This window comes from Pseudomonas sp. Pseusp15, assembly GCF_059492165.1.
Genome location: NZ_CP168523.1, coordinates 2,314,618 through 2,328,940, shown reverse-complemented (window position 1 = coordinate 2,328,940; position 14,323 = coordinate 2,314,618). Strand labels below are relative to the sequence as shown.

Genomic DNA, 14,323 nt, shown 5'->3' with positions numbered 1-14,323 from the left:
CCGGGTCTTGCGGTCGAATTCGACTGCATCATCGCGCAGTACGAAAAGTGAAATTGATCCGCTGTTCGCCCAGCCGCGGATGCTGGCCTTCCTTGATCGGCAATACGCCGTGGTAACGCAAACGGTCCACGCCGCCCCAAACCACGATATCACCGTGAAATAGCGGCACCCGCTGGCTTTTGGCGTTGCGTTCGAAGCCGCCGAACAGGAACGTCGCCGGCAACCCCAAAGACACCGACACGATGGGGGCGGTGTAGGCGTTTTCGTTTTTGTCCTGATGCAACGACATCCTGGCCCCGGGAACATAGCGGTTGATCAGGCAGGAATCCGGTACGAACGCCATAAACCCTGCTTCTCGCGCCGCCGCCTGGGCCAGTTCGAAAAACACCTCGGGCATTTCAGGCCAGGGCGCGCCGGTCTGCGGATCGTTGCGGGTGTATCGGTAGCCGTTGCGGTCGGTGGTCCAGCCCCAGGTGCCGCAACTGCTCAAGGCCACCGACATGGTAAAGCCACCGGGCGTGACCATCTGCCGAAACGGCGCCGCTGTCAGAACCGCCTCCAGCGCCGGTAGTAACCGGTCGAGCCAGGGCAGGGCAAAGCCCCTCAGGACGTAGGATTGTTCGCCAATCTGCTCGCGCCTGGGCTGCTGCTCGGGTTCTGCGTCGGCAAACAGATCGAAGGTGATCGGGTTCATGGGCTCATAACGCATCGTGAAAGATGATTCCAAGGGTATGCCGTTTTCCACTGTGCAGGCGACTCACCCCATGACGCAGGGTCACTCGGTAATAGCCGCGAACGCCTTTAACCGGGCGCTGATTCACGGCAAAAATCAACGCGTCACCTTTCTTCAGTCCGATGACTTGCGGGCGCGATTGCATCCGTGGGCGTTGTTCGGTCAGCACAAATTCGCCACCGGTAAAGTCCTCTCCCGGTTCTGACAGCAGAATCGCCACTTGCAGCGGGAACACGTGTTCGCCGTACAGATCCTGATGCAAGCAGTTGTAGTCCTGCGTGCCGTATTGCAGCAATAAAGGTGTCGGGCGTTCCTGACCGGCGGCATGGCAGCGTTGCAGAAACGCTTCGTGGGATTCGGGGAAACGGGTCGGCAGATCCATGCATTCGTACCAGCGATTGGCAATGGGAACCAGTCGAGGGTAGAGCGCGCTGCGCAATCGGGCCACCGGATCCGGCAGCGGGTATCTGAAGTATTTGTACTCGCCACGGCCAAAACCGTGGCGCGCCATCACCACTTTCGAGCGAAAGGGTTCGGGGCAGTCGTACAGGGCGCTTATTTCATCGCAGGTCTTATGGCTTAAAAGCGATTTGATGATCGCGCAGCCATCCTGGTCGAGTTGCTGCGTAAGTTTGCCCCAGTCGAGGGCATCGTGGTGAATCGGATCGGTAAGCAAGGGTTCTGACTCCTTGACCAAAAGGTCGAGGCGGCCAGTTTAGAGAGCGTTGCGGGAGCGGGCACTCCGGCGCTTGCGGTCGAATTCGCGAGAGGGGAGCAGACGTCCATGTTGTCGCTCCAGATCGCGTTACAGCGCTTTGCTGACGCTGATCTCGCTGATGACGTCTTCGCTCTGGCCATGCAGCTTGTCCAGCGCAGCCTTGGCTTCTTCTGCGGTGCCGTTTTCAAGCTGGGCGAATTCGAAGCGACGTTCGCCGTTGAGTTTGTATTTGATGACGTATTTGGTCGTCTGGGCCACGGTCATACCTGCCTGTTCTGGTGTGGGTTCAGCTCAGCTTCGAGCTGGAGCGGCGGATGATCTTGATCGAGTGCGTCAGGGTCGGTTTGCGGGTCACGCTGATCGGCCGGCGGTTGACCGTGTCGATGGTGATGTTCCAGAAACCGGTGCTCGGCGCGGTGATCCGGGCCGGGAAGGTGTCGAATGCGCCACCGTGATACGTGTGACGGCCGCCGTTCTTGAAGCTGCGGAAGTTGGCGTCGTTCATCAAGCGGATGTTGCACATTTGGGAGCACTGAATGACGACGATGTCGTCTTCGTTGAGGTGCTCGCGCTGGTGGATAAATTTCATGAGGCGCCTCCAGAAGGGCTTTTTCTACAAAATCAAAACGATAGCATGGGCGATTGGCGCAGTTTATCAGCCCGAACAGGTTATTATCTGGCTGTCGGGGTCCGCTTTGACAATTAAAAACAGTTATTTGGAATTCTATGAGCGATAAATGCAGGGAGCCTTGGAGAAAAACAGCATTTGTGCTGTCGGAGGGTCTTTATCGGAGGTTTCATATGAAATGGGGTGTTCTGGTCGTGCCGTTTGTATTGGCAGTGGGTGGATGTGCGACGGTCTCGGACATCACTGCGTCGTTGCCTACCATGAACGTGATTTCAGGCAAGAAACCCCATGAGTACGCCCAGTGCCTGGTCGAGAAGTTGGCCAGTAGCCGTGGGGCCTTGCAAGTCGAGCCGCAAAAGGATGGCATGCGGGTGATTGTGCCGCAGAAGTTTTCCTCGGGGCCGGCAGCGGTGTTTGACATTGAAGACCGCTCCGGTGGCAGCAGCATCAAACTGCATGAGCGCATCTCCAATGTGCCGTTGCGCCCATGGGATGTACGCAATGCCGCCACCGCGTGCATTTCCGGCTGATAAACTACCCCCGGTCAGCATCGATGCCGTCAAAGTCGCACTTTGACGGCATTGTCATTTCTGGAGTCGAGCATGAAACGAGAGCAGGTGCGGGAGCGCCACGCAGAGGGTCATATCTCTGCCACCCATGTGATTCAGAACCCGGCGAATCCGGGGGAGTGGATCGTATTTTTCAAGAAAAGCGCCGGGCGCAGTTTTTTCCTGGTGGATGACAACGATGAAGTCGAGTCCTTCAGCCGCCTCGACGATTTGATCGAGACGGTACGCGGGCTCGGGATCAAGTTCGCCGAAATCCATATGTAGGGCAATGGGTGCCCTACTTGCAGACCACCACCACACTGCGGTTCTTGTAATTGCCGACGTCGACGCCCAGGGTTTTGTCGCTTTCCTTGGTCGAAGGTGTACCGTCGGTACCGACAATCCGATAGCCGGTACCGGCGCAAGAGGCATCGGCTTTTTCGTAGCAACTGGCCCAGGCGTTGGCTTCCCCGGAGCAGTCGATGGTCAGGCCTTGCTCGCCATTTTTCAGGTAAGTCGTTTCTGACGTGGCGCAGCCACTCAGGGCCAGTACCGCAATCAGTGGCAAGAATCTTTTCATGTCGTGGTCGTCGTCAGTGATGGGGGCTAAACGCTATGACAGCGGCTGCAACGAAAGGTTATAGCGATTGGCCACTTCGTTGCAGGCATTCACAAAAAAGCCCTGCGCAAAGACAGGGCTGCGGTCGCGCCAGGTTCAGCTCAAGGCTTGTCTTTGCCGCGCCGCTTGGGTGCTGCGGGTTGATCCTGCAACACCGATGCCACTTCAATCGCCAACGCTTCTGTAGGGAACGGCCCGGCAATATTCTCGCCGCCGACGCTGTCTATCCACCACTGGCCGTCTTTCGCCTGATTGATCAGGTACCCGTTGACGCTTTTTGCTGCCGACATCTATCTGCCTCGTTGGCTGGTTCAGGTGCGCAATGATAGCGCCAAATGCCCTCAACGGGTGCCGATGGGTGTAGGGTGGGGCAGATTGTCGCTAGACTGATGGCCGCGCGGGTCGTCGATCTCTGCTATCTATAAGACGTTGTGCAGCTTATCTGCGGAACTATCCATCAGAATATTTCTCTATGATGGCGTCGGTTAGCCAGTGCGGGGCATTGTAAGGTGCACGCCGCCTGATTAGACTGCGCCGAAACTCGTACACACAGCCCTTTCAAGGACTTATATGATCAAGAAATGCTTGTTCCCAGCAGCCGGTTACGGTACTCGCTTCCTGCCAGCGACTAAAGCCATGCCCAAAGAAATGCTGCCGGTGGTAAACAAGCCACTGATCCAGTACGGCGTCGAAGAAGCACTGGATGCCGGGTTGACCGAAATCTCCATCGTTACCGGTCGCGGCAAACGCGCCCTGGAAGACCACTTCGACATCAGCTACGAGCTGGAAAACCAGATCAAGGGCACTGACAAGGAAAAATACCTGGTCGGCATCCGTAAACTGCTCGACGAGTGCTCGTTCTCCTACACTCGCCAGACCGAAATGAAAGGCCTGGGCCACGCAATCCTGACCGGCCGTCCACTGATTGGCGACGAACCTTTCGCCGTAGTACTGGCGGACGACTTGTGCGTCAACCTCGAAGGCGACGGCGTACTGACCCAGATGGTCAAGCTGTACAAGCAGTTCCGCTGCTCGATCGTGGCTATCCAGGAAGTCGATCCTCAGGAAACCAACAAGTACGGCGTGATCGCCGGCGAGATGATTCGCGACGACATCTATCGCGTTCACAGCATGGTCGAGAAGCCAAAACCTGAAGATGCACCGTCGAACCTGGCGATCATCGGCCGTTACATCCTGACCCCGGACATCTTCGACCTGATCGAACAGACCGAGCCAGGCAAGGGCGGCGAAATCCAGATCACCGACGCCCTGATGAAGCAAGCGCAAAACGGCTGCGTCATGGCCTACAAGTTCAAAGGCAAGCGTTTCGACTGCGGTGGCGCCGAAGGCTACATCGACGCGACCAACTTCTGCTTCGAGAACTTCTACAAGACTGGCAAGGCTTACTGATAGCGCCTGACCTGCTTGTATTGAAAAGCCACCTTCGGGTGGCTTTTTCATTTTTCGGCCCCAAATAGTTTGCAACGCTTGCCCAAAGGGCACCCGCAGGTATGCTGGTGTCCTGCCGAGGAGATAGTAATGGCCTACGATTTTGACCTATATGTGATTGGTGCCGGTTCTGGCGGTGTGCGGGCTGCGCGGTTCGCGGCCGGTTTTGGTGCGAAAGTCGCCGTGGCCGAGAGCCGCTACCTGGGCGGTACGTGTGTGAACGTTGGCTGTGTGCCGAAAAAACTGCTGGTCTACGGCGCGCACTTCGCCGAAGACTTCGAGCAATCGCAAGGTTTTGGCTGGACTCCGGGTGAAGCGACGTTCGACTGGGCGACGCTGATCGCCAACAAGGATCGCGAGATCAATCGCCTGAACGGCATTTATCGCAATCTGCTGGTCAACAGTGGCGTGACCTTGCATGAAGGTCACGCGAAAATCGTCGATCCGCATCAGGTTGAGATCAATGGCGAGCGTTACACCGCCAAAAACATCCTGATTGCCACCGGTGGTTGGCCGCAGATCCCGGAGATTCCGGGGCACGAGCATGCCATCAGCTCCAACCAGGCATTCTTCCTTAAAGAGCTGCCCAAGCGCGTTCTGGTGGTCGGTGGTGGTTACATTGCGGTGGAGTTCGCCGGGATTTTCCACGGGCTGGGCGCCGAGACCACGCTGCTGTATCGCGGTGATCTGTTCCTGCGTGGCTTCGACGGCGCAGTGCGCAAGCATTTGCAGGAGGAGCTGACCAAGCGCGGCATGAACCTGCAATTCAATGCCGACATCGAGCGTATCGACAAACAGGCCGATGGCAGCCTGAAGGCGACGCTCAAGGATGGTCGTGAGCTGGAGGCGGATTGCGTGTTCTACGCCACCGGTCGGCGTCCGATGCTCGACAACCTGGGGCTGGAAAACACTGGGGTCAAACTCGACAAGAAAGGTTTTGTCGAGGTGGATGAACAGTATCAAACCGCTGAACCGTCAATCCTGGCCTTGGGCGATGTGATTGGTCGGGTACAACTCACGCCGGTTGCTCTGGCCGAAGGCATGGCCGTAGCGCGGCGTTTGTTCAAGCCTGAGCAATATCGCCCGGTGGATTACAAGATGATCCCGACTGCCGTGTTCAGCTTACCGAACATCGGCACTGTCGGGCTGACTGAAGAAGAAGCGCGCGAGGCCGGGCACGATGTGGTGATCTTCGAAAGCCGTTTCCGGCCGATGAAGCTGACCCTGACCGAATGTCAGGAACGCACCTTGATGAAACTGGTGGTGGACGCCAAGACCGACAAGGTCCTGGGTTGCCACATGGTCGGCCCGGATGCCGGCGAGATCGTGCAAGGGTTGGCGATTGCCCTGAAAGCGGGCGCGACCAAGCGCGACTTCGACGAAACCATCGGCGTGCATCCGACAGCCGCCGAAGAGTTCGTCACCATGCGTACGCCAGTCGCGGGTTAATCGTTCTTCTGTGGCGCTGATGCGTCTGGCGCTGTCGCAACGACAGCGGCCAGGCGCACGCTTTCATCCAGGCTTGCCTGCAACTTGATCAGTTCAACTTCCAGCGCTTTGTTGATGTGCGACTGCTCGTCAATGTTCTGCTTGAGCGACTGGCTTTCCAGCAAGGCAATGCGCAAGCGTTCCTGGAGGAGGGTGCGTTCGCTGTCGATGCGGGTGACCTGTTCCAGTAACTGATCCTGTCGGCTGTTGGTGTGCTTGAGTTGCTCCTGCAACAGGCTCAACTCCCGCAGCGTGCCCCGGTTTTCGGTCAGCAGACGCTCATTGTCGCGATGCAGTTGGGTGATTTCATCCTGGCGTACCAGTGCGCTTTGCTGGGCCTGACGCAACTCCATCTGAATCTGCTGCACCTGGCCTTCGTGGCGTCGCTGTTCCTGCTCGCGCTGGTCTTTGACGGCGTTGCGGTAGTGCTCCAGTGCTTCGCGGGCGTGCAGGTGTTTTTCTTCCAGTGAGCGGATCTGCTCGTCCTTGTCCTGCAAGCGCAATTCGAAATCGGCCAGTGCCTGGTTCAGCCCGGCGTTGCGGGTTTGCTCGGTTTGCAGCATCGAGCGGGTGTCGTGCAGTTCCGCCGATTCCTGGGTCAGCGCCAGGCTTTGAATTTCGTATTGCTGTTGCAATTCGGTATTGGCCTCGCGGGCCTCGTGCAGCTGGGTTTCCAGCTCTTTTCGTTGTTGCTCGAACTGCGCGCGTGCCTGGTCGATGGGTTCTTGCGCCTGTTCTTTCAGGCGTTGCGCCAGTCGCGCCACCAGCGCTGTCAGCTCATCATCGATCGGTTCGGAAGGTGCTGGCGCGGGTTCGGTGCCGTCATCGAGCTCTTTCAGATAGCGATGGATCGTGGTTTTCGAGCCGGTATTGCCCATTTCGATCCGCACTGCGTCGATGCTCGGGTGTTCGCCCCGGGCGAGGATTGCCGAGCGTGCCGCTTGCACCAGTGCCTTGTTTACGCCGCCACGTGCCATGTGTTCTCCTACGATTTGATACTGTGGTACGTACCACTAATATGAGCAATGTACCATGCCGTGAATAAAGTTAAAAACTTGTGATAACTAATGCGGGATATACTGGTATTACCCCGTGTGATGAGCTGTAGACCGGGTTTTCAATCGCCAACGCGGTACGTTTTCGAGCACTGAGCCCATGACCGATCTGGATCGCTACCTGCAAGCCGCTACCCGCGACAACACCCGTCGCAGCTATCGCGCGGCCATCGAGCACTTCGAAGTCAGCTGGGGCGGGTTCCTGCCGGCGACCAGCGATAGCGTTGCGCGGTACCTGGTTGCACATGCGGGCGTGCTGTCGATCAATACCTTGAAGTTGCGCTTGTCCGCGTTGGCGCAGTGGCACAACAGCCAGGGGTTCGCCGATCCGACCAAGGCACCGGTGGTGCGCAAAGTGTTCAAAGGTATTCGCGCGCTGCACCCGGCCCAGGAAAAACAGGCTGAACCCTTGCAGTTGCAGCATCTGGAGCAAGTGATCGCCTGGCTGGAGCAGGAAGCACAATCCGCCAGGGCGCAGGGCGATCGCGCGGGATTGCTGAGAGCCAAGCGCGACACCGCACTGATCCTGCTGGGCTTCTGGCGTGGTTTTCGTAGTGATGAGTTGTGCCGCGTGCAGATCGAGCATGTACAAGCCAGCGCCGGTTCAGGCATTACCCTCTACTTGCCACGCAGCAAGGGCGATCGCGAGAACCTCGGCCAGACCTACCAGACACCCGCCTTGCAGCGCCTGTGCCCGGTACAGGCCTACATCGAATGGATTACCGAAGCCGCGTTGGTCCGTGGCCCCGTGTTTCGTGGCATCGATCGCTGGGGCCATTTGAGCGAGGAGGGCTTGCACGCCAACAGCGTGATCCCGTTGTTGCGCCAGGCACTGGAGCGCGCCGGCATTGCGGCCGAGCACTACACCAGTCACTCCCTGCGTCGCGGCTTCGCCACCTGGGCGCATCAGAGCGGTTGGGATTTGAAGTCGTTGATGAATTACGTGGGCTGGAAGGATGTGAAGTCAGCCATGCGCTATGTTGAAGCCAGCCCGTTTCTCGGGATGACCCGAATCGCTGAAAAGCCGTTGGCGCTGTAGATCACGTTTTCTTCTATTAATACGCTCGGCTAATAGCGAAAACAAATCAGCAGCATCAGGTTTGCCAATGAGCCAACCGGCGATCGGGTGGGTAGGATTCACCACATCAACTTCTTAACCCCTGACGGAGAGTCACCGATGCCTATCATCAACAGCCAAGTTAAACCGTTCAAAGCTACCGCCTACAAAAACGGCGACTTCGTACACGTGTCGGACGCTGACCTGAAAGGCAAGTGGTCTGTCGTTTTCTTCTACCCAGCTGACTTCACCTTTGTTTGCCCGACCGAACTGGAAGACCTGGCTGACAACTACGCCGAGTTCCAAAAACTGGGCGTCGAGATCTACAGCGTTTCCACCGATACCCACTTTGCCCACGCTGCCTGGCACAACACTTCGCCAGCCATCGGCAAAATCCGGTACACCATGATCGGCGACCCGACTCATGTCATCTCCCGCAACTTCGACGTGCTGATCGAAGAAGCTGGCCTGGCTGACCGTGGCACTTTCGTGATCAACCCTGAAGGCCAGATCAAAATCGTTGAACTCAACGATGGCGGTGTAGGCCGTGACGCTTCCGAGCTGCTGCGCAAAATCAAGGCCGCTCAATACGTCGCCGCTCACCCGGGCGAAGTGTGCCCAGCCAAGTGGAAAGAAGGCGAAGCCACTCTGGCTCCGTCCCTGGACCTGGTCGGCAAGATCTAAGTCTGTGACGCGCTTCATCAGGGCGGAGCTCCGCACCTACTAAGTAAGCTGCACCGCCCCATAAAACGCCCGGGCGAGATTCGCTCGGGCGTTTTTTTATGTCTGATTGCTCTCTATTCAAACAGCATCTAAGGAAATCGCCCGTATGTTGGACGCCAATCTTAAAGCCCAGTTGAAATCGTACCTGGAACGGGTCACTCAGCCGATCGAGATCGTTGCATCCCTCGACGACGGTGCGAAATCCCAGGAAATGCTCGCGTTACTCAAAGACGTTGCCAGTCTTTCCACCCAGATTACTTTGCTCGACAACGGTAACGATGCGCGTAAACCATCGTTCTCGATCAATCGCCCGGGAGCCGATATCAGCCTGCGTTTCGCCGGCATCCCGATGGGCCACGAATTCACATCCCTGGTGCTGGCCTTGCTGCAAGTCGGCGGCCACCCATCGAAAGCCAGTGTCGACGTTATCGAGCAGATCCGCTCGCTCAAAGGCGAGTTCAACTTCGAGACTTACTTCTCGCTGTCCTGCCAGAACTGCCCGGATGTGGTTCAGGCGCTGAACCTGATGGCCGTGCTGAACCCGAACATCCGCCACGTCGCCATCGACGGCGCGCTGTTTCAGGCCGAAGTTGACGAGCGCCAGATCATGGCCGTGCCAAGCGTTTACCTGAACGGCGTGAACTTCGGCCAGGGTCGCATGGGCCTGGAAGAAATCCTCGCCAAGATCGACACCAGCGGCATCGAGCGCCAGGCCGAGAAGATCAGCGCCAAGCAAGCCTTCGACGTACTGGTCGTCGGCGGTGGCCCGGCCGGTGCTTCAGCGGCAATTTACGCCGCTCGTAAAGGCATTCGCACCGGCGTGGCGGCTGAACGTTTTGGTGGCCAGGTGCTCGACACCATGGCCATCGAGAACTTCATCTCCGTGCAGGAAACCGAAGGGCCGAAACTGGCCGTGGCACTGGAAGAACACGTTAAGCAATACGACGTGGACATCATGAACCTGCAACGCGCCGACAAGCTGGTGCCGGGAAAAAACGGTGAATTGCACGAAATCCATTTCGCCAGCGGCGCGGCCTTGAAAGCCAAGACCGTGATCCTCGCCACCGGCGCGCGCTGGCGTGAAATGAACGTTCCGGGTGAGCAGCAATACCGCAACAAGGGCGTGGCGTACTGCCCGCACTGTGACGGTCCGCTGTTTAAAGGCAAGCGTGTGGCGGTGATCGGTGGCGGTAACTCCGGCGTCGAAGCAGCCATCGACCTGGCGGGGATCGTGTCCCACGTAACCCTGCTGGAGTTCGACGTACAACTACGCGCCGATGCGGTGTTGCAGCGCAAGTTGCACAGCTTGCCGAACGTTACCGTGATCACCAGTGCGCAAACCACTGAAGTGACCGGCGATGGCCAGAAGGTCAACGGCCTACGCTACAAGGATCGTCAGTCGGACGAGCTGCGCACTGTTGAGCTGGAAGGGATCTTCGTGCAGATCGGTCTGCTGCCTAATACCGATTGGCTCAAAGGCACCATCGAGCTGTCGCCGCGCGGCGAGATCATTGTCGATGCCCGTGGTGAGACGTCGATCCCCGGCGTGTTCGCGGCCGGCGACGTGACCACCGTGCCGTACAAGCAGATCGTGATTGCGGTGGGCGAGGGCGCCAAGGCTTCCCTGAGCGCATTCGATCACTTGATTCGCACCTCGGCGCCGGCATAAACGCCGAAGCTGAAAACACAAAACCCCATGAGCGATCATGGGGTTTTTTGTGGGTGGATCTTTTGATTTACAACGGTGCCGGCTGAATGATCTCGACCCAGTAACCATCCGGGTCCTTGATGAACGCCAGGCTCTTCATGCGACCGTCGTTCAGGCGTTTCTGGAAATCGCAGCCCAGCGCTTCAAAACGTTCGCACGCGGCGCGGACGTCCGGCACCGAAATGCAGATATGGCCGAAGCCGCGCGGGTCGGTGTTGCCGTTGTGGTAGGCGAAATCCGCGTCGTTCTCGGTGCCGTGGTTGTGGGTCAGTTCGAGAATGCCGGGGATCGATTTCATCCACTCGGTGCGAGCAGCGGCATCGGCCGGGATCTGGTTTTTATCGACCAGCGCCAGGAAGTACAGGCTGAACTCGGCTTCCGGGAAATCACGCTTTTCCACCAGCGAGAAACCCAGGACGCGGGTGTAGAAATCCAGGGACCGGGTGATGTCCTTGACCCGCAGCATGGTGTGGTTGAAGACGAACTTCTGGGTGGCGGTGTCAGGTTGGGCGGTCACACCAGGAAATGTATTGAGTTCGTGCAGGCTCATGGGCCCTCCGGAAATTCCAAGAATGCTCACAATGATACGCAAGGGGCCTGGCATCGCCAAACCAAAACCGCAGGCTTGCCTGCCGGGCGGGTGAAGCTCAGACTTCGCGGCTCAATCCGTGAGTGTTCATTACAATGATCCGACCCTGTCAATTGATGTTCGTCCTGATGTGTCTGCTTTCAGGTGTTACCCGTGCTGATGCAGAAGCTCCGGTCGTGACCTGGCCCAATGGATGGACAGTCGAGACCGTGCCGCAAGACGAGGCCAAACCTCAGGTTTCCCGCCAGCGCGCGGTAAAAAACGACCAGGACGGGACACCGGTAATGGTGATGGAGTTGACCATGACTCAAGTGGAAAGCGGTCATCAGGTGAATCTGGAAGGTGTGTTACTGGAAATGCGCAAGTCCGTGCAGAAGGACTTTTTTCAGGGCGGCTATCAGAGCGTCTGCAACAAAATTCATCCGACTGCCTTGAGCCGGTTATCGGCGCTGGAAACTACCTGCACCATTACCCAGAACGGTCGACATGTGTTGTCTCAAACATTGGTCGCCGCAGTCGACGGCGATAAAGCCTATGTTCTTTCCTACGCGGGGCAGGCTGAGGTTTATAAGGCAAGTCAGGGCGACATAGAGGCAGCTCGAAACAGCTTGAAACTTTAGTTTAAGGTTTCTGTACCCGCGTTTTTGAGCATGGCCCGGATTTTTAGATAGCCAAACGGATTAAGCACAAAGTTAGTCAGGCTATAGCGAATTGATCGGCGACTATCGTCGCATTTTAGACGGCATCCATGAAAAAGCCCTGCATTGGCAGGGCTTTTTTATTACCGTGAGCGCTTAGGCGCGCAGCCAGGAGTCAACGGTGGCTGCACCGTATTGTTCCTTCCAGGCTTTCAGGCCGCGGTGGTTGCCGCCCTTGGTTTCAATCAGTTCACCCGTGTGCGGGTTCTGATAAACCTTGACCACGCGAGCGCGGCGGGTTTTAGGGGCGGTTGCCTGCTGCAGGCCGGATTTCGCCGGGTGCGGGTCGAGGATGGCGATAATGTCGCGCAAGCTCTTGCCGTAGGTTTTCATCAGCCCCTGGAGCTTTTCTTCGAATTCGATTTCTTTTTTGAGACCGGCATCGTTCTTCAAAGATTCCAACTGCTTGAGCTGTTCTTGAAGGGCCTTTTCAGCTGCACGGAATTCAGCGAGTCTGGACAATATCTTTACTCCAATAGTGTGTTTGGCTGAAACCAACCGCAAACAAAGCTATAAGCCAAGAGCCTTGAAGCGACTCGGTGATAATGGCACGCCTGCCGATTTTGCACAGGTATGAAAAATTGTAGTAGTTAATTGGCCAAGAGTAAATCCTGACTTTTTCTTCATGTAACAAGAGTAGTCTTTTGATTCAATTTGGCGCGCATCATCATGATTCCGGCGCTTAACGTGGTTAGTTAATGATCACTTAATGCTCTAATGAACTCTGCGCCGGGCATCGGCCGGCCGAACAGATAACCTTGCAGAAAGTTCACGCCATGGGCAGTCAGATAGTCACTTTGCTCCTCGGTTTCCACCCCTTCGGCGACGATGCCCAGATCGAGTTTGGCCGAGAGTTCGATGATGCTGTCCAGAATGTGCCGGGAGAGGGCGTCGACACCGATCATGGCGACAAAACTCTGGTCGATTTTCAGGAAGTCCACATTGAACTGACGCAAGTAACCGAGGCTTGAATGGCCGGTGCCAAAGTCGTCGATGGCGATCATCACGCCCAGCGCGCGAAGCTGTTCGAACAACTGCAGGGTGATGGCTGTCGGTTCGACCAGTTCGCGCTCGGTCAACTCCAGCACTAAATGGACACTGCCCGGTGCAAAAGCACTGAGGAATTCTCGGCAGTCTTCGACCAGCGCAAGATCCCGGCAATGACTGGCGGTGATGTTGATGCCAATGTGGAACGGCCCGTCGAACGATGCCGACAAGGGCGCCAGCAATGTGGCGGTCTGTTGCATCAGCGAGCGGGTCATCGGCACGATCAGACCGGAATGTTCGGCAAACGGGATAAACAGATCCGGACGCACCAGGCCTTCCCTGGGATGTTTCCAGTGCATCAATACTTCGGTGCCGGACCACAGCTTATTGTCGCCATGCACCACGGGCTGAAAGTAAGGAATGAATTCTGCTGCCTCCAGCGCCCGCTGCATTTCACGACTGGGCGACATCGAGCGCTTCTGCAGCACATGCCCGATCGAACCTGACACCACGCCGAAGAACATCAACAGACTGAACAGTGGCGGGTATTCACTACGCATGTAACGCCAGGTTTCTCCTTCGGGGAAACCTGCGGCCACCGTAAAGGCATAACGCGAGGACGTCAGCGTACTTTGTGCTACCGGCAAGGCGGGCAGGGCGTCCTCGTGAACTTTGCCGTCGGCAGACAACCAGTTGGGACCGACTTGTAGCAACAGTAATGTCTTGCGGCCGATCAGGCGCAATTCATTGCTCAGGTGATAACCGTTCAGCGTGGTCAATGCCCCTTTATTTCCTTCGCTGAGCCGGTACACCAACAGCGCGGTATTGGGCGTGACCGGGTTGCCGTTCATGAGCCATAACTGGCCTTGGGTGTAGTCGCCGGGATTAACCTTTTCCTGATATTCACCGAACAACGAACTGCAATAGAGGTTGTCGTCCCACACCAGGTTGGTCGAGCGCACGAAGGGCCGGCGCGTAACTTGTTCGCGCAAGGCCAGTTTGACGTCATTGCAGTTTTTGCCAGCCAGCGGCAGGAGCTCCTGCGCCGCTTGGGCGGTGTTGTCGAGCATCAGTTCGAACTGGCGAATGGATTCTTCGCCAGTCAGTTCAGTACTTTGCTTGAGGGTACGTTCAGCCTGCAGATAGAGAATGGCGACTCCCAGCAACACCGGGAGCAATCCGCTCAAAACAGTCACAGTGATTCGGGTGCCACGCTTGCGGCGACTTTTGACGTTCAGTGGCATTCGCAAATCCATCGCGATAAAAGAGGGCTCTCAAAGGTTGGCAGGTCGACATGCCTCCCAAAAGAGTTCAGCCATGATA

The 14,323-nt window shown here is 57.1% G+C and carries 18 protein-coding genes; 8 read left to right on the top strand and 10 right to left on the bottom strand.

What is annotated here, in order from left to right; all coding sequences use genetic code 11:
* Window positions 1-28: 28 nt before the first annotated feature.
* The 4 genes from alkB to ACEN8R_RS10415 form a co-directional block, all read right to left on the bottom strand.
* The gene (alkB, locus tag ACEN8R_RS10430; protein ID WP_477743154.1) at window positions 29-709 is read right to left on the bottom strand and encodes a DNA oxidative demethylase AlkB; all 681 of its coding nucleotides are present in this window, start codon (window positions 707-709) and stop codon (window positions 29-31) included.
* Window positions 699-1,409 carry a 2OG-Fe(II) oxygenase gene (locus ACEN8R_RS10425; RefSeq protein ID WP_192350427.1) on the bottom strand — a complete coding sequence of 237 codons (711 nt, stop codon included), beginning with the start codon at window positions 1,407-1,409 and terminating at the stop codon, window positions 699-701. The genes alkB and ACEN8R_RS10425 overlap by 11 nt, the downstream gene beginning before the upstream one ends.
* A 129-nt stretch (window positions 1,410-1,538) precedes the next feature.
* Window positions 1,539-1,709: a hypothetical protein gene (locus ACEN8R_RS10420; RefSeq protein WP_086945763.1), complete on the bottom strand. Its 171-nt coding sequence runs from the start codon at window positions 1,707-1,709 to the stop codon at window positions 1,539-1,541.
* Between the two features lie 28 nt (window positions 1,710-1,737).
* A complete protein-coding gene (locus ACEN8R_RS10415) occupies window positions 1,738-2,040 on the bottom strand; it encodes a DUF1883 domain-containing protein (RefSeq protein ID WP_007900033.1) in 303 nt (100 codons plus the stop codon).
* 212 nt (window positions 2,041-2,252) lie between these two features.
* On the opposite strand from ACEN8R_RS10415, the gene ACEN8R_RS10410 reads away from it, so the two are divergent.
* Window positions 2,253-2,609 carry a hypothetical protein gene (locus ACEN8R_RS10410; RefSeq protein ID WP_018929068.1) on the top strand — a complete coding sequence of 119 codons (357 nt, stop codon included), beginning with the start codon at window positions 2,253-2,255 and terminating at the stop codon, window positions 2,607-2,609.
* Window positions 2,610-2,681: 72 nt separating this feature from the next.
* A complete protein-coding gene (locus ACEN8R_RS10405) occupies window positions 2,682-2,912 on the top strand; it encodes a hypothetical protein (protein ID WP_007935641.1) in 231 nt (76 codons plus the stop codon).
* Window positions 2,913-2,925: 13 nt separating this feature from the next.
* Here ACEN8R_RS10405 and ACEN8R_RS10400 read toward each other — a convergent pair whose 3' ends face one another.
* Both ACEN8R_RS10400 and ACEN8R_RS10395 read right to left on the bottom strand, forming a co-directional pair.
* A complete protein-coding gene (locus ACEN8R_RS10400) occupies window positions 2,926-3,207 on the bottom strand; it encodes a hypothetical protein (RefSeq protein WP_018929069.1) in 282 nt (93 codons plus the stop codon).
* Window positions 3,208-3,347: 140 nt separating this feature from the next.
* A complete protein-coding gene (locus ACEN8R_RS10395) occupies window positions 3,348-3,536 on the bottom strand; it encodes a hypothetical protein (protein ID WP_007935646.1) in 189 nt (62 codons plus the stop codon).
* A gap of 280 nt (window positions 3,537-3,816) precedes the next feature.
* On the opposite strand from ACEN8R_RS10395, the gene galU reads away from it, so the two are divergent.
* On the top strand, window positions 3,817-4,656 hold the full coding sequence (gene galU / locus ACEN8R_RS10390; RefSeq protein WP_003182953.1) for a UTP--glucose-1-phosphate uridylyltransferase GalU: 840 nt from the start codon (window positions 3,817-3,819) through the stop codon (window positions 4,654-4,656).
* A gap of 129 nt (window positions 4,657-4,785) precedes the next feature.
* Entirely contained in the window at window positions 4,786-6,144 is a 1,359-nt protein-coding gene (gene gorA, locus ACEN8R_RS10385) for a glutathione-disulfide reductase (protein WP_258614271.1), read from the top strand.
* On the opposite strand, the gene ACEN8R_RS10380 is transcribed toward gorA, so the two are convergent.
* Window positions 6,141-7,160 (bottom strand): DNA-binding protein, encoded by a 1,020-nt coding sequence (locus ACEN8R_RS10380; RefSeq protein WP_111453269.1) that lies wholly within the window; start codon window positions 7,158-7,160, stop codon window positions 6,141-6,143. The two genes, gorA and ACEN8R_RS10380, sit on opposite strands and share 4 nt — an antisense overlap.
* 178 nt (window positions 7,161-7,338) lie before the next feature.
* Here ACEN8R_RS10380 and ACEN8R_RS10375 point away from each other — a divergent pair, with 178 nt between their 5' ends.
* The 3 genes from ACEN8R_RS10375 to ahpF all read left to right on the top strand — a co-directional run bounded on the left by ACEN8R_RS10375 (window position 7,339) and on the right by ahpF (window position 10,687).
* Window positions 7,339-8,277 (top strand): site-specific integrase, encoded by a 939-nt coding sequence (locus ACEN8R_RS10375; RefSeq protein WP_018929072.1) that lies wholly within the window; start codon window positions 7,339-7,341, stop codon window positions 8,275-8,277.
* Window positions 8,278-8,415: 138 nt separating this feature from the next.
* A complete protein-coding gene (ahpC, locus tag ACEN8R_RS10370; RefSeq protein ID WP_018929073.1) occupies window positions 8,416-8,979 on the top strand; it encodes an alkyl hydroperoxide reductase subunit C in 564 nt (187 codons plus the stop codon).
* 145 nt (window positions 8,980-9,124) lie between these two features.
* Window positions 9,125-10,687: an alkyl hydroperoxide reductase subunit F gene (ahpF, locus tag ACEN8R_RS10365; RefSeq protein WP_258614272.1), complete on the top strand. Its 1,563-nt coding sequence runs from the start codon at window positions 9,125-9,127 to the stop codon at window positions 10,685-10,687.
* 67 nt (window positions 10,688-10,754) lie between these two features.
* On the opposite strand, the gene gloA is transcribed toward ahpF, so the two are convergent.
* The gene (gene gloA, locus ACEN8R_RS10360; RefSeq protein ID WP_018929075.1) at window positions 10,755-11,276 is read right to left on the bottom strand and encodes a lactoylglutathione lyase; all 522 of its coding nucleotides are present in this window, start codon (window positions 11,274-11,276) and stop codon (window positions 10,755-10,757) included.
* A gap of 134 nt (window positions 11,277-11,410) precedes the next feature.
* Between gloA and ACEN8R_RS10355 the strand changes: the two genes are divergently transcribed.
* Complete coding sequence (locus tag ACEN8R_RS10355) at window positions 11,411-11,935, top strand: DUF4946 domain-containing protein (RefSeq protein WP_026286641.1); 525 nt, start codon at window positions 11,411-11,413, stop codon at window positions 11,933-11,935.
* A 174-nt stretch (window positions 11,936-12,109) separates the two neighbouring features.
* Here the strand turns inward: ACEN8R_RS10355 and ACEN8R_RS10350 are convergent, their stop codons facing one another.
* Together ACEN8R_RS10350 and ACEN8R_RS10345 are read right to left on the bottom strand one after the other, a co-directional pair.
* Window positions 12,110-12,475, bottom strand: a complete 366-nt coding sequence (locus ACEN8R_RS10350) for a histone-like nucleoid-structuring protein, MvaT/MvaU family (RefSeq protein ID WP_007935661.1) — start codon at window positions 12,473-12,475, stop codon at window positions 12,110-12,112.
* A 233-nt stretch (window positions 12,476-12,708) separates the two neighbouring features.
* Window positions 12,709-14,244: an EAL domain-containing protein gene (locus tag ACEN8R_RS10345; RefSeq protein ID WP_495624833.1), complete on the bottom strand. Its 1,536-nt coding sequence runs from the start codon at window positions 14,242-14,244 to the stop codon at window positions 12,709-12,711.
* Window positions 14,245-14,323 lie beyond the last annotated feature (79 nt).

Coding starts and splice junctions, on each gene's coding strand:
- gorA (WP_258614271.1), top strand. CDS start 4,786: ATGGCCTACGATTTTGACCTATATGTGATTGGTGCCGGTTCTGGCGGT.
- ACEN8R_RS10410 (WP_018929068.1), top strand. CDS start 2,253: ATGAAATGGGGTGTTCTGGTCGTGCCGTTTGTATTGGCAGTGGGTGGA.
- ACEN8R_RS10415 (WP_007900033.1), bottom strand. CDS start 2,040: ATGAAATTTATCCACCAGCGCGAGCACCTCAACGAAGACGACATCGTC.
- ACEN8R_RS10345 (WP_495624833.1), bottom strand. CDS start 14,244: ATGCCACTGAACGTCAAAAGTCGCCGCAAGCGTGGCACCCGAATCACT.
- ahpC (WP_018929073.1), top strand. CDS start 8,416: ATGCCTATCATCAACAGCCAAGTTAAACCGTTCAAAGCTACCGCCTAC.
- gloA (WP_018929075.1), bottom strand. CDS start 11,276: ATGAGCCTGCACGAACTCAATACATTTCCTGGTGTGACCGCCCAACCT.
- alkB (WP_477743154.1), bottom strand. CDS start 709: ATGCGTTATGAGCCCATGAACCCGATCACCTTCGATCTGTTTGCCGAC.
- ahpF (WP_258614272.1), top strand. CDS start 9,125: ATGTTGGACGCCAATCTTAAAGCCCAGTTGAAATCGTACCTGGAACGG.
- galU (WP_003182953.1), top strand. CDS start 3,817: ATGATCAAGAAATGCTTGTTCCCAGCAGCCGGTTACGGTACTCGCTTC.
- ACEN8R_RS10355 (WP_026286641.1), top strand. CDS start 11,411: ATGATCCGACCCTGTCAATTGATGTTCGTCCTGATGTGTCTGCTTTCA.
- ACEN8R_RS10405 (WP_007935641.1), top strand. CDS start 2,682: ATGAAACGAGAGCAGGTGCGGGAGCGCCACGCAGAGGGTCATATCTCT.
- ACEN8R_RS10395 (WP_007935646.1), bottom strand. CDS start 3,536: ATGTCGGCAGCAAAAAGCGTCAACGGGTACCTGATCAATCAGGCGAAA.
- ACEN8R_RS10400 (WP_018929069.1), bottom strand. CDS start 3,207: ATGAAAAGATTCTTGCCACTGATTGCGGTACTGGCCCTGAGTGGCTGC.
- ACEN8R_RS10375 (WP_018929072.1), top strand. CDS start 7,339: ATGACCGATCTGGATCGCTACCTGCAAGCCGCTACCCGCGACAACACC.
- ACEN8R_RS10380 (WP_111453269.1), bottom strand. CDS start 7,160: ATGGCACGTGGCGGCGTAAACAAGGCACTGGTGCAAGCGGCACGCTCG.